General features: G+C 63.3%; 11 protein-coding genes. 2 read left to right on the top strand and 9 right to left on the bottom strand.

Annotated features, from left to right (window positions below):
* Nucleotides 1–115: 115 nt before the first annotated feature.
* The 4 genes from M0D64_RS41270 to M0D64_RS41255 form a co-directional block, all read right to left on the bottom strand.
* Complete coding sequence (locus M0D64_RS41270; protein WP_171929487.1) at nucleotides 116–1,069, bottom strand: patatin-like phospholipase family protein; 954 nt, start codon at nucleotides 1,067–1,069, stop codon at nucleotides 116–118.
* Between the two features lie 21 nt (nucleotides 1,070–1,090).
* A complete protein-coding gene (locus M0D64_RS41265) occupies nucleotides 1,091–1,642 on the bottom strand; it encodes a hypothetical protein (RefSeq protein ID WP_266261861.1) in 552 nt (183 codons plus the stop codon).
* A 641-nt stretch (nucleotides 1,643–2,283) separates the two neighbouring features.
* On the bottom strand, nucleotides 2,284–3,453 hold the full coding sequence (locus tag M0D64_RS41260) for an acyl-CoA dehydrogenase family protein (protein WP_266261860.1): 1,170 nt from the start codon (nucleotides 3,451–3,453) through the stop codon (nucleotides 2,284–2,286).
* A 22-nt stretch (nucleotides 3,454–3,475) separates the two neighbouring features.
* Nucleotides 3,476–4,462, bottom strand: a complete 987-nt coding sequence (locus tag M0D64_RS41255; protein ID WP_154565692.1) for an ABC transporter substrate-binding protein — start codon at nucleotides 4,460–4,462, stop codon at nucleotides 3,476–3,478.
* Nucleotides 4,463–4,659: 197 nt separating this feature from the next.
* Here M0D64_RS41255 and M0D64_RS41250 point away from each other — a divergent pair, with 197 nt between their 5' ends.
* A complete protein-coding gene (locus M0D64_RS41250; protein ID WP_308102549.1) occupies nucleotides 4,660–5,571 on the top strand; it encodes a LysR family transcriptional regulator in 912 nt (303 codons plus the stop codon).
* Nucleotides 5,572–5,590: 19 nt separating this feature from the next.
* On the opposite strand, the gene M0D64_RS41245 is transcribed toward M0D64_RS41250, so the two are convergent.
* From M0D64_RS41245 to M0D64_RS41225, 5 genes are all read right to left on the bottom strand, one after another.
* The gene (locus tag M0D64_RS41245) at nucleotides 5,591–7,192 is read right to left on the bottom strand and encodes a rhodanese-related sulfurtransferase (protein ID WP_266261858.1); all 1,602 of its coding nucleotides are present in this window, start codon (nucleotides 7,190–7,192) and stop codon (nucleotides 5,591–5,593) included.
* Complete coding sequence (locus tag M0D64_RS41240) at nucleotides 7,189–7,797, bottom strand: cysteine dioxygenase (protein WP_266261857.1); 609 nt, start codon at nucleotides 7,795–7,797, stop codon at nucleotides 7,189–7,191. The genes M0D64_RS41245 and M0D64_RS41240 overlap by 4 nt, the downstream gene beginning before the upstream one ends.
* A gap of 33 nt (nucleotides 7,798–7,830) precedes the next feature.
* Nucleotides 7,831–8,892 carry an ABC transporter substrate-binding protein gene (locus M0D64_RS41235; protein ID WP_266261856.1) on the bottom strand — a complete coding sequence of 354 codons (1,062 nt, stop codon included), beginning with the start codon at nucleotides 8,890–8,892 and terminating at the stop codon, nucleotides 7,831–7,833.
* Between the two features lie 12 nt (nucleotides 8,893–8,904).
* Nucleotides 8,905–9,711, bottom strand: a complete 807-nt coding sequence (locus M0D64_RS41230) for a class II aldolase/adducin family protein (protein WP_266261862.1) — start codon at nucleotides 9,709–9,711, stop codon at nucleotides 8,905–8,907.
* Between the two features lie 249 nt (nucleotides 9,712–9,960).
* The gene (locus M0D64_RS41225) at nucleotides 9,961–11,040 is read right to left on the bottom strand and encodes an LLM class flavin-dependent oxidoreductase (RefSeq protein ID WP_200621533.1); all 1,080 of its coding nucleotides are present in this window, start codon (nucleotides 11,038–11,040) and stop codon (nucleotides 9,961–9,963) included.
* A 1,172-nt stretch (nucleotides 11,041–12,212) separates the two neighbouring features.
* Here M0D64_RS41225 and M0D64_RS41220 point away from each other — a divergent pair.
* Complete coding sequence (locus tag M0D64_RS41220) at nucleotides 12,213–13,208, top strand: LLM class flavin-dependent oxidoreductase (protein ID WP_154565688.1); 996 nt, start codon at nucleotides 12,213–12,215, stop codon at nucleotides 13,206–13,208.
* Nucleotides 13,209–13,285 lie beyond the last annotated feature (77 nt).

Raw genomic sequence — 13,285 nt, 5'->3', positions numbered from 1 at the left:
AAAGAGAAGTAGGTGCCGCCCCGCACAGGGGCAACACTAATAGACCACTAACAAAACAAGGAAAGGCCAACACCCTAAGAACACTGACAAAAAGCGCGACGCAGGCAAAAACCCATTATTCAATCCCCAGCCGAGCCCGAATCGCCGGCAACATATACTCAACCGCCGCGCGCCCCTCTTCTATAGCCGGCCCCGCCCGGTGAAAATCAAAAATCCCCATCCCGCCCAGCCGCGGCTGAATCAGAATATCCGCTGGCTCACCCGCCAGCCGGCTCCGCGAAATCCGCACCTGCATGATGTCGATGCTCTGCGCGATCGAACTCAGCATCGACGGCACGCGCGCACTCGGCGCCGGCGCCACGCGCACGTCATCGGAAGCGCGCCCTTCGGCGGGTGCCAGCCAGCGTGGCCAGGGCTTCCCATTACGCCGCAGCGCGACCGGCGGCGGCGCATCCGGATCGAGCGCCGGCGTGTCGACCGCCGCACCACCGAAATCGCGGCCATTCAGAATATCGTTGTTCAGATCGACCGCAATCACGCAGTCCGCCCGCATGCCGCGCGCCACCGAGACCGGCACCGGGTTGCTCAAACCGCCGTCCACCAGCCACACGCCGTTGTGAAACACCGGCGTGAAAATCCCCGGAATCGCTATCGAGGCGCGCACCGCGTCCACCACGCTGCCGTCCTGCAACCAGCTCTCGCGCCCCGAATCGAGTTCGGTGGCCACCGCCGCGAACGGCATGTTCAATTGCGCGATCGAGCGGCCGGCGAACTTGTCCGCGAATATCTGGATCACCTTGCGCCCGCCCAGCAGGCCGCCCGAAAAACGCAGATCGAGCAGCCTCACCACAGTTTGCCAGGTGAGCTTCGAAACCCATTCTTCGAGCCAGTCGAGATCGCCGTTGGCATACACGGCACCCACCAGCGCACCGATCGACGTGCCGCACACCACATCCGGCTTGATGCCCGCATCGTGCAACGCGCGGATCGCACCGATATGCGCCCAGCCACGTGCTGCGCCGCCCCCCAACACCAGCCCGATCCGGCTGTATCGACGTCGATTTATCATGTGTTCCCCGCCTTTTATCGGCTAGCGCCCGCGTATCACGTCCGAGCGCGATGTCGTGTACACCTTCTGATATTGGTCGAAGTGCACGTTGAAAATGCCTTCTTCGGTCACGCCGCCCTCGCGCCACTTCCAGCTCCACACGGTTTCCGGTTTGAGCGGAAACACGGCGGTCTGGCCTGGCTTGCCGAGCAGGCGGCGCACTTCGTCTTCAGTCATGCCGATGCGAACCTTCCCGAAGTTGTCGGCGGTCAGCACCTGCGTGATGGATTGCAATTTGCCGTCACGGTCGATGTCGACCATGTACGTGTTGAGCCCCTGCGGGCCACGCGGATATTCGAAACGCTTGGATCCGTCGGTAAACGTGCGCTCGGTTTCCGGCTTGCCCATCTGATCGCGGATCTGCGCTTCGGTGGTAATGCCCGGCGTCATATTCTTGAGTAGCAACGCGTCCGGCTTGACGGCGTTGAAGAATTCCTTGAGTTTTTGCACGGCGCGGTCGCTCTGTTGGTCGTCGCAACCGGTCAGTGCAACGCACGCGGCCAGCATGGCGACAGTAAGCAGTTTGAGGCTCACAGCGAGTTTCCTGTACGGACACGAAGCGGCAATTCGCCCGCATCCTTTTGTGTAGGGCGTACTACAGGATAACCGCGTGCGGAAAAAACCGCGAGCGAAGGCAACAAGACGGCTGTGGGCCGTCGTCATGCAGCGTGGTTTGCGGTGGAATGCGATTGCGCGACGAGGTTGCGCAAAAAACCGGGTAAGGCCACAGGAACAACCACCAGCGAAGACGTCGCAAATCGCGCCGCAACAGGCGCGGCAAGAGGGCGGAAAATCCGCAGTGAACCCGAGAAAGCCGTCGCCACAAGCAAAAAGGCGACGCTGTGCAAAGCGTCGCCAAGTCGGTCGATATGGTCAAACCGGAAAACAGACAGCGGCTGAACAGCCGCTTGAAACGCAGCATCACGGACGACGCGCAGCGGTCCGGTCCCGGGCGAAGCGGTGAGAGACCTTGGCCTCTGACCTTGCGCCGTCGTCGGAATGGCGGACCGCTGCTTGTTTGGCCGCCCTGGTCCCTCGATAAGCCTTCCAAGTGCAGCTAATCTAAACGGATTGGCCGATTTAAACGAGAGCGCGTTTACACCGAATCGGCAGAGGATTTGCAGTGTGCTGCGCAGGCGCTGCACCCGGTTTGCGTGGCGGTCGCGCAGTTCTCCCTACGCGCGGACAAACGCAGCGAAACCCGCGCGCCCTGCCCCCTGCAGCACCGAGTCGTTCTGCGGCGTATGAATCCGCGCGCACAGCACATCGCGATAGTGACGCTCAAGCGCATTGTCACGACTCAGACCGGGATTGCCGCTCGCCTCGATGGCCTGATTCGTCACCGTGTATTTGACGAGCGGCGCTTCGTCGAGTGTCACGCGTTCAGCATGCGCGCTTGCGTCGAGCAGCACGCGATTGCTGAACAGCAGCGCGTCGATGCGGCCGAGCGTCTGCTGAAACGCGGGCAGGCTCGCGAGCGGCGCGCCGAGATTGCCGGGTGTGCGTTCAGCGGCCCATTGCGCGAACCAGTCGCGCGCCGCCCGTGCGACGCCGTCGTACACCGCCGACAACAGCACGCTCATCCAAGCGAAGCCGGGTGCATCGAGTCCCGCACCCGGCTCGCCGGGCGGATGGACGTCGACCGCATGAGCGGCTGGTACGAACACGTTGCCGAACACGAGCTCGTGACTGCCCGTGGCGCGCATGCCAAGATGATTCCACTCGCTGCCGACTCGCACGCCCGGGGTGTCCCGATGCACCAGCCACACGCCGACGCACGGCGGCGTCTCGTCGCTGCGCGCCCATACCGCAAGCCAGGTGAGGCCGGGGCTGCCGGTCGAGTACAGCTTGCTGCCGTCGATGATCCAGCCATCGGCACTGCGCTTCGCAATCGTCGATGGCAAGCCGCCGCGTGCCGGCGTGCCCAGCTCGGGTTCGACGCGCAGCGAGTTGATCAATGCGCCATCGCGTACCGCTTCACGCGCCACACGTTCACGCAGTTCGACAGGCCAATGCGGGTTGCCCTGCAAGCGATGATGAAACAGGTATTGCATCACCAGCACCAGTGCCGTGGACGGCTCGCCGCGCGCCACTGCGCGCACCACCTTCAGTGCCTGCGGCAAGCTCGCACCCGCGCCGCCAAGCGATGCGGGCACCGTCAGCGAGAGCAGATCGAATTCGTGCAGGCGCGCCAGGTTGGCGTGAGGAAATTCGGCCGTGCGGTCGTAGTGAGCCGCACCGGCAGCGAACTCGCTCGTGAGCCGCCCGAGCAGTGCGTCGAACGCAGCGCTATCGAGCGGTGGATGACGGCGTGTCACCGCGCTATCGGCAATCGGGGCATTCATGCAAGGACTCCGGCAGGCCGCATCAAGGCAGCGGGAAGCTGCGATCGAAGCTCGTACGCACGTCGAGATGCGCACGGATCACGTTGGCGGCTTCGTAGGTATCGGCAGTGCGCTGCTGCGCGCTGACGACGCTGTCGTCGATCGCAACCGGATGCACCTGGCCGCGCTGATAGACGGTTTTCAGCACATCGGTCGGCAGACCGGTGACTTTTGATTGCATCGCCGCCACTTCATCGGGATGCGAAAGCGCCCAACGCTGGCCGATCGCCACGCGTCGCAGGAAGTCGGCGAGTTGCGCGCGCTTGTCCGCGATCGCGCGTTCGGTCGCGACCTGATAGCTGAGCCCTTCGGACAGGCCCACGCCGTTGGCGATGATGCGATCGTGATCGCGCGCTTCGCCGAGTGCCGTGTACGGGTCCCACACCGACCATGCGTCGACACTGCCCGACGCCAGCGCCGCCTTCGCATCGGCGGGTGCGAGGAACACGAACGTGACGTCGCTGACCGGCACATTGGCCTTCTTCAATGCGGCGAGTGCGAGATAGTGGCCGATCGAGCCACGCGTCGTGGCGATACGTTTACCCTTCAGGCTCGCTGCATCGTTCAACGGCGATTGCGCGCCGACAACGATCGCCAGATCCAGCGGATTCGACCGGGTTGCCGCGACCGCACGTACCCGCGCGCCGGCTGCGAGCGCGAACACGAGCGGCGCATCGCCCAGTCCGCCGACATCCACCGCGCCGGCGTTCAGCGCTTCGCCAAGCGGTTGCGCGGCAGGAAAGTTGAACCACTCGATCTTGTACGGCAGGTCTTTGAGTTGTCCGGATGCTTCGAGAATGCCGCGTGTTTGCAAGGACTGGTCGCCGACTTTGAGCACGGGTAGATCCGCTGCATAAGACTGCGTTGCGCAAAGCGTCGCGCACAGTGCGAGCACCGCCGCGCCGAGTGGTTTGAGCAACGCACGTTGCAAGACGGATGAAGCGGAGAACGAAGAACTAGAAGTCGTCATGGCGGCGATTACGTCGAGGCATCCAGGTAATGTGCTGTCGACGATAAGGCACGCATCTGTATAAGACAAACGCATTATTCTGCTAAGCAAATATGCGAATTTTCTTGACCGGTGAGGCGTGCGCGCACATCGATACGGGTATCATCGAACGCACGAATCTTGCGCCTCGCTGCGCACTCATCAAGTCACCGCTCATCATGAAGATCGACGAAATCGACGCCTACGTCACCGTCATTCGCTGCCAGTCGTTGCAACAGGCGGCGCTTTCACTCGGCCTCACGCAGCCGGCGATCACGCGCCGCCTGCAGAATTTCGAAGAGGCGCTCGGCGTCGAATTGCTCGACCGCAATACACGTCCGCTCAAAGCGACGGCAACGGGCCGCATCGTCTACGAACAATGCCGCGTGATCCAGCGTGAACTCGACGTGCTGCGCGAGATCGTCGCCACCGACACGCCGCCGGTGGGCACGCTGCGCCTCGGCGTCGCGCAGACAATTGCCGATATCGCGCTGACCGATGCGATGCGCGGCCTTAAGTCGGCTTATCCGGATCTGCAGGCGCGCGCGTCGACCGGTTGGGGCAGCCAGCTTCTGCAACGCGTCGAACAGGGCGAACTCGACGCCGCCGCGATCCTACTGCCCAGCAACAAGTCCTTCGACGAGATCTTGTCGGCCCGCTCGCTTGGTCGCATCAAACTGGCGGTGGTCGCGCAGAAAGGCATGTTGAAAAAGCGCACGCACACGCTGGCGGAATGCCAGTCGATCGGGTGGGTGTTGAATCCGGATGGATGCGGCTTTCGCGACGGCCTGCAACGCACGCTGACGGGTCTCGGGCTCGCGCTCAAGCTCAATCTGGAAACGCTCGGCACCGAGCTGCAATTGCAACTGGTCGCCGACGGCAACGGCCTCGGCCTCGTGCCCTTACCGCTGCTGCACGCCAGCGCTCACGCGGACGCACTCGATATCGTGTCGATCAGCGACTTCAAGCCGCTCATCGATATCTGGCTCGTGCATCCGCGCGTGCTGGGTAAATTGCAACAGCCGGTCGAGCGCTTCGGCGCGGCGATCGAGCGGCAATTCAAGGAAGCGCGAGCACAGCGCGCGGCTTGAGCCACGTGCCGATTGCCCTTCAGATCACGCGAAAACCGTGCGTTCCATCGCGCCCAAGCTGAGCAACGAGGCCATACTCCCACTCCAGATACGCGTTCATCGCTTCGCGCGCATTATCGGTTCCCTCATACGGACGACGATACCGATCGATGCGCGGAGACGCCAGCCGCGTCTCACCGCTCTCCACGGCAAAGCCCGCTTCGATCCACGCGTTCGTGCCGCCGGCCAGCACCTGCACCGGCTTGCCCGTCAGTGCCGCCAACTCAGGCGCGGCAAAGCGCGCAAGCAGACTGCTGCCGCAGGTCACCACATAACGCTGCGCATCCGGCAGCTTGCGCAACGCTTCGTTGAGTTGCCCACGAATCGCGAACCATGCGCCTGGAATATGGCGCTTCACATAATTCGCGCTGGTCGTGAAATCCAGCACGACGGTACCCGGCGATTGCAGCAGCGTCACCAGTCCGGCCGGCGTGATCTCATCGGCAGCAGGCGGCGTGGGCGCAAAGCGCGCGGCGGGCGCGGCGCCCTTTTCGCTGAAGTCCGCGTTGCCCAGGCCGTCCACCACATACACCTCGACGTTCATCTGCGCGAGCCACGACGCGGTCATGTTCGCGCGCACGCCGTCGTTGTCGGCGAGGATCACGCGCGCGCCGCGCACCGGCGCAAACATGTCAGTCTCCTGCACGAGTTGACCACCGGGCGCATTGCGAAAACCGGGTACGTGGCCCGCTTCGTATTCTTCCGGCGTACGCACGTCGAAACGATAGACGGTCCGTACCGCTTCATCGGCCCAGCGACGCGCTTCGTCGCGCGACGTGCGGCCCACCCTGGCGCGATCCGCCACCCCGCGCGCGGAATCGGCGGCGGCGAGGCGAAGTGTGTCGTCGGCAATCGGCTCGAAGCGGCGTGAGCTGCCGTGCGCGAGCGCCTGACCCGCAAGCGTCCAGCCGATGGTGCCATTGCGGAGCGCCGCGACCGGATTCGGCACGCCCGCATTGATCAGCGACTGCGCGCCGATAATGCTGCGCGTGCGCCCCGCACAATTGACGATGATCCGCGTGGCGGGATTCGGCGCGAGCTGCCGAGCGCGCAACACCAGTTCCGCGCCCGGCACGCTGATGCTGCCGGGAATATTCATGGTCTGGTATTCGTCGAAGCGGCGTGCGTCGAGCACCACCACATCGGCTTCGTGGTCGAGCAGCGCCAGCACCTGCGGCGCGCCGAGGGACGGCGTATGGCGCTCGCTTTCGACCAGTTCGCCGAATGCCTTGCTCGGCACGTTGACGTCCTGGAACAGCTCACCGCCCGCCTCACGCCAGCCTTGCAAACCGCCATCGAGCAGCGCGACATTGGTATAGCCCAGCTCGCTCAACCGGCGTGCGGCGCGTTCGGCAAGCCCTTCGCCGTCGTCGAACACGACGACCGGCACGTCGCGGCGCGGCAAGCGCACCGGCGCTTCCAGTTCGAGCCGCGAGAGCGGCAGATTGGCAGCGAACAGCGGATGACTGCGCGCGTGCGGATCCTCCTCACGCACGTCGACGAGCGCGATTTCCTCGCGCTCGAGCAGTGCGCGGCGCACGTCTTTGAATGATCGGGTACGGAATTCTGTAGCGAAACTCATGAGATCAGGGACTCCTTCGAAACATTCCAGATATTCGGCAACACATCGTTCGAGTAGCCGGAGATAAAGGTTTTTCGGCCTCCGCCGGCCGGATAGACGGAACGCGTCACCGCGCCAATATTTCCACCGTACACGTGAATGCTGATCGACGTACGATCGTAAAAAGCATTACTCACACGATGGATATCGCCGATGCGCGGCGAGACAGCATCCACCGCGCCGGCATCGAGGCGCTTTGCCGCCCCCTCTTCTTCCAGCGCGCCATTTGGCGTGATGCGATATCCCTGAGCAATTTCCGCACCACGCAACACACCGATCAAACCCCATACGGTGTGGTCATGGACCGGCGTCGACTGGCCCGGTCCCCATACAAAACTTACGATTGAAAAACGCTGCTGCGAATCCGCGTGCAACAGGAATTGTTGATAGCGCTCGGGATCGGGCTGCGCGAAGGCGTCGGGCAACCAGTCGTCGTGGGCGATCAGCTCGTGCAGCGCGGCGCCGCCGGCTTCGAGCAGATGCGCTTCGGGCGCGCGCTCGTCGACGAGTGACGCAATCCGGCCGACGAACGCGCGCAGCCGGTCCGGTCTCAAAGCTTGAGTCATCGAATGTTCAGAATGCGGGTTGACTTGAATCGGTCACGCACCGCGGGCGAGCGCGGCGTTGAAGGTATCGGTCCATAACGGTGCGACGTCGACATGCCGGTCGATGACCGCGGCGCGCGCGAACGTATCGGCAACCTGCTGCTCGCTGGCGATATCCGCCGCCGTGACGCCGGTGACGCGGCGCGCCTGGCTCTGGTTGCGATACAACGAACGGATCGCCTCCTCGGGCACCCGCAACTCCGCTGACAATACCTTCGCGTAGGCGTCCTGATGCTGTCCGAACCACGTGCAGGCGCGTTGCAGCCGCACCAGCAGATCCGCGGACGCGGCCCGCCGTTGCGGATCGGCAAGCACTGACGGATGACCGTAGTACAGGTAATTGCCGGACAAATAGCCGTTGGCGTTTTTCAGCACGCGCGCGCCCGCTTGAGAGATCGCGAGCGGCACGTTGTAGCCGTAGATCGCCCATGCATCGAGCGAACCGGCATTGAAAGCGGCGAATCCGTCACGCGGTGCGAGCGAGGTGGCCTGAATATCGTTGAACGATAGCCCCGCCTCTTCAAGCATGCGCAGCAGGTAGTAATGCGTCGTGGTGGCGCGCAGATAGCCGACACGTTTGCCCTTCAGATCGGCGATCGAGCGGATCGTCGAGCCCTTCGGGACCAGCACCACCTGATTGTTGACGTCGTCCTTGTAGACGGCGATCACGCGCACCTGAGCGTTCTGCAGCCGCGCGAAGATCGGTGGGATTTCGCTGCCGGAGGCGATATCGAGCGAGCCGCCGTTCATCGCCTCGACCATCGCGTTGCCGGACTGGAATTCGGACCAGTCGATGGTGTATCGCGTGTCCGCGAGGCCTGCGGTTTTAAGTAGCGTCGCGTCGCCGCCTTTGTAGGTTGCGACGCGCAAACGGACTTTGCTGAGATCGACAGGTGGAGCGGTTTTCTCGCTTGCTGCAGGCGTGGCTGCTGCGGCTGCCGTCGAAATCAAACCTGTGCCTGCCGTGCCGAGGAATGTGGCTGACAGCGCGGCCGGCAGCGCGGACACGAGCCGGCGGCGCCGGAGCGAAACCGGCGAATCGAAACGTTGGGTCATCTTATGGGGTGCTCAGGTAAGGACGTCAGGCTCGGCTTCGACCAGCCCTTCCAGCAGGCTCTGGAACGCAAACAGCGCACCGCCAGGGCGGCCGACCTGCTCGTGCGTGAGCGTGGCGACGTCGTGCGGGATGGCTTGTGGTGTGCCTGCGGCTTCGGCAAGCAATTGCGCATGGCAGGCGTTATCGAGCGCGATATACCACCAGGCCGCCGCCTCGACGCTCGGACCCGCTGTGAGGATGCCGTGATTCTTCAGGATCACCGCCTTGCGTTCGCCCAGCGCCGCGGCGATGCGCGCACCTTCGTCGGTATCGAGCACCACGCCACGGAAGTCGTCGAACAAGGCATGATCCTGATAGAACGCGCACGAGTCCTGCGTCAACGGATCGAGCGTGCGGCCGAGCGTCGACCATGCCTTGCCGTAGAGCGAATGCGTGTGCGCGGCGGCGATCACATCGGGGCGCGCCTCGTGAATCGCCGCGTGAATCGCGAAGGCCGCCTGATTCACCGGCCCCTCGCCGACCACAATCTCCCCTTCTGCATTCACCAGCAGCAGATCGGACACACGAATGCGGCTGAAGTGCTTGCCAAACGGATTGACCCAGAAGTGATCGGGCCACTCCGGATCGCGCGCGGTGATATGGCCGGCGAGACCCTGATCGAAACCATAGCGGGCGAACAGGCGAAACGCCACGGCGAGCCGTTCCTGCCGATAGCGCCGTTCGGCCGCGATGCTGGCACGCGGCGGGACGTCGTCGAACCAGAATTTACGCAGCGGCGCGTGACGCTGGAGCGGAGGTGTATCTGCGGTGTTTTGCAGCGTGGGGGCACTTTGTCGAGCTGGCGCGTCTTGCAGCGCGTGCTTGCTTAGCGGCGCTGGGGTGCCTTGCAACGTGCTGGTGCTTAGCGGCACCGGGGTGTCTTGCGGCGCGCGGGCACTTTGCGGCGCCGGCGTGTCTTGCAGCGCGTTAGTGCTTTGCGGCTCTGGGGTGCCTTGCAACGCGTTAGTACTGTGCGGCTCCGGGGTGTTTTGCAACGCGGCGGACAAATCGGTCATCTGTGGCTCCGTTCAGGCGGCTACGCGTTCGACGCGCGCGATCCGTTCGCGAGTGGCCGGAATCAGCTCGCGGCCATAGTCGACGGCGTCTTCGAGCGGATCGAAGCCGCGCACGAGGAAGGTCGACACGCCGAGCGCGTAATACTCCGCCAGCGTTTCGGCGACCTGCTCCGGCGTGCCGACCAGCGCGGTCGAATTCGAGCGTCCGCCGATTTCCTTGGCGACGCCGGTCCACAGACGTTCATCGACGCGATCCGACTCACCCGATGCCGCGAGCAGCCGCCGCGCGCCTTCGCTTTGCGCCGGGCCGCCGACGCCGAGTCCTTGCGCCGCGCGCAGCCGCCGGGTTTCCTCGAGGATGTGCTCCGCGCGTTCCCACGCGGCTGCTTCGGTAGCCGCGAGGATAGGCCGGAACGATACGGAAAAGCGCACGTTACGGCCGTGTTTAGCGGCTTCGGCACGCACGCGGGTGACCTGTTCGCGCACTTGCGCCTTCGATTCGCCCCAAAGCGCGTAGACATCTGCATGACGTCCGGCGATTTCGAGCGCGGGCGCGGATGCGCCGCCGAAGTACACGGGGATATGGGGTTGCTGCACCGGCTTCACTTCGGAGAAGCCTTGTTCGAAACGGTAGTACTGCCCGTTGTGATCGAAGGGTTTCGCTTCGGTCCAGATGCGGCGCAGGATGTGCAGGTATTCGTCGGTGCGGGCATAGCGTTCGTCATGCGACAGGTAGTCCCCATCGCGGCGTTGTTCGGCGTCGTCGCCACCGGAGATGATGTGGACGGCGAGACGGCCGCCGGAATAGTGATCGAGGGTTGCCAGTTGGCGCGCGGCGAGCGTGGGCGAGACGAAGCCCGGGCGATGGGCGAGCATGAAATGCACTTTGCTCGTGACGCTGGCCGCGTGGGCGACGGTGAGGAGTGCGTCGGGGCTCGTCGAATGATGCGGCACGAGGATGCGGTCGAAGCCCGCGGCTTCGTGAGCGCGGGCGAATTGCTCCACGTAGTCGATGTCGATGATTGGCCCTTGCGGGGCGTGGGTCTCGGACACCTTGCGGGTCTGGATCATGCCGATGAATTCGATGGACACGGTGGTGTCTCCCAAGGTGGTTTTTTGCCCGGCGGGGCGGTGGCTTTCTTGATTGGATGCGGTGCTCTGTTCGAGGGAATTAAGGTAGCAGCGCTACATGCGGATGTTAAATATTGATCGGACATATCTATATCGGGATTGCATGTAAAGGTAGGGGTTTGGCTACGCCGGGATTTTTTTTGTGTGTGCTTAGTGCTTTGGGGTTTTCTTGAGCTTGTTTGCCTGCTTGGCGCTTTTGTCAGTGTTCTTAGGGCTTTGGCCTTTCCTTGTTTTGTTAGTGGTCTATTAGCGTTGCCCCTGTGCGGGGCGGCACCTACTTTTCTTTGCATGCCGCAAAGAAAAGTAGGCAAAAGAAAGCGGCTCAAACCGCTAATGCTAAGTGGGCACCATTGTCTGCTACGGGTAGTGGTGCATCTGGAATCCGTGTTCTCGCACACTCCGCGTTAGTGACAAAGGACTCATCAGCTCCCACTCTGCACTGCGTGCGTCGCGGACGGGTCTGCATGGGAAACCAGGGGCTTCGGCTGAGCTCTGTGAGGGCCGTCGGCTTCGCCTCGGCGACGCGCCTCTGCTCCCACCTGGGAACCCCTACCTCAAATGATTTGTCGGTGCCCCGCAATCACGGTCACGGTCACGGTCACGGTCACGGCTGCGGCTGCGGCTGCGGCTGCGGTGGCGGTGGCGATGCAATGACGAGCCACGGTCCGGTGGCGAGACGTGGGCGTCAAAACGCAGGGATCGGTTTTTGAACTGCTCTTCGGCGCGCGCAGCGCCGCCGGAAGTATGACGCCCTTGTCACTGCCGCCTGCAGGGGCACGAACCCAGATTCCAGATGCACCACTACCCGCAGCAGACCACGGTGCTCACTTAGTAGTAGCGGTTTGAGCTGCTTTCTCTTGCCTACTTCTCTTTGCAGCCGGTGTATAGACCGGAGACATAGCTGGCAAAGAGAAGTAGGTGCCGCCCCGCACAGGGGCAACGCTAATAGACCACTAACAAAACAAGGAAAGGCCAAAGCCCTAAGAACACAGACAAACAACCCCCGCCGGAGGCAACAAACCGATAACCCCCTTCCACGAACGTGGACATCCCAGGACGATCAGCAGAAAACCAAAACCTTTGCCACAATGCCCCATCGCGCGAAAGCGCCCGAAACATCACATGAACAGAAAATGATCCCCTTCTCGGTCCTCGACCTATCGCCAGTCATCGCAGGTGCCACCCCCGCGGACGCGTTCAAAAACACATTGGATCTCGCCCAGCACGCGGAAAACTGGAACTACCGCCGCTTCTGGCTCGCAGAACACCACAACATGACCGGTATCGCCAGCGCAGCCACCGCAGTGGTGATCGGCCACGTCGCCGGTGGGACGAAAAAAATCCGCGTCGGCTCCGGCGGCGTCATGCTGCCCAACCACGCACCGCTCGTCATCGCGGAACAGTTCGGTACCCTCGCGTCGCTCTATCCGGATCGCATCGACCTGGGCCTCGGCCGCGCACCCGGTACCGATCAAAGCACCGCCCGCGCGCTGCGCCGCGATCTGCAAAATAGCGCGGAGTCGTTCCCCGACGACGTCGTCGAGTTGCAACGCTATTTCGCCGACCCCGTGCCGGGTCAGCGCATTCGTGCTGTCCCCGGCGCAGGCCTTCATGTGCCGCTCTGGCTGCTCGGCTCGTCGCTGTACAGCGCGCAACTGGCTGCGGCACTCGGTCTGCCGTTCGCGTTCGCGTCGCACTTCGCGCCCGATCACATGTTCACCGCGCTGAAGGTCTATCGCGAGCAATTCCGTCCGTCGGCGACGCTCGATAAACCGTACGCCATGGTCGGCGTCAATCTGTTCGCCGCCGATAGCAACGAGGAAGCGCGACGTCTGTTCTCCTCGCTGCAGCAGCAGTTCGTCAACCTGCGGCGCGGCACGCCCGGTCAGTTGCAGCCGCCGGTCGAACGGATCGAAGCGTCCGAGATGGAGTTGAACGGCGTCGCGCATTCGCTCGCCTGCTCTGTGATCGGCGATCGCGATACGGTCCGCGAAGGACTGCGGTCGGTCATCGATCAGACCGGCGCGGATGAATTGATGCTGACCGCGCAAATCTACGATCACAAAGCACGGCTGCGCTCGTTTGAGATCGGCGCGCAAGTGCGTGAAGAGTTAGGCGCCGGCAAGTAACAACGCAGGCAGTAATAAAAAAGGGCGGCGTGTATCAGCACAGGCCGCCCGTCTTTTTTCGTCGATTGGCTGGCTGC

This window comes from Paraburkholderia sp. WS6, from assembly GCF_030464835.1.
Lineage (GTDB): Bacteria > Pseudomonadota > Gammaproteobacteria > Burkholderiales > Burkholderiaceae > Paraburkholderia > Paraburkholderia madseniana.
This window is presented reverse-complemented; position numbering and strand designations above follow the sequence as displayed.

What these genes read in the sequence shown, in the direction of transcription:
- M0D64_RS41260 (WP_266261860.1), bottom strand. Translation starts at nt 3,453, where the DNA reads ATGAATGCCCCGATTGCCGATAGCGCGGTGACACGCCGTCATCCACCG.
- M0D64_RS41255 (WP_154565692.1), bottom strand. Translation starts at nt 4,462, where the DNA reads ATGACGACTTCTAGTTCTTCGTTCTCCGCTTCATCCGTCTTGCAACGT.
- M0D64_RS41235 (WP_266261856.1), bottom strand. Translation starts at nt 8,892, where the DNA reads ATGACCCAACGTTTCGATTCGCCGGTTTCGCTCCGGCGCCGCCGGCTC.
- M0D64_RS41220 (WP_154565688.1), top strand. Translation starts at nt 12,213, where the DNA reads ATGATCCCCTTCTCGGTCCTCGACCTATCGCCAGTCATCGCAGGTGCC.
- M0D64_RS41270 (WP_171929487.1), bottom strand. Translation starts at nt 1,069, where the DNA reads ATGATAAATCGACGTCGATACAGCCGGATCGGGCTGGTGTTGGGGGGC.
- M0D64_RS41245 (WP_266261858.1), bottom strand. Translation starts at nt 7,192, where the DNA reads ATGAGTTTCGCTACAGAATTCCGTACCCGATCATTCAAAGACGTGCGC.
- M0D64_RS41240 (WP_266261857.1), bottom strand. Translation starts at nt 7,797, where the DNA reads ATGACTCAAGCTTTGAGACCGGACCGGCTGCGCGCGTTCGTCGGCCGG.
- M0D64_RS41250 (WP_308102549.1), top strand. Translation starts at nt 4,660, where the DNA reads ATGAAGATCGACGAAATCGACGCCTACGTCACCGTCATTCGCTGCCAG.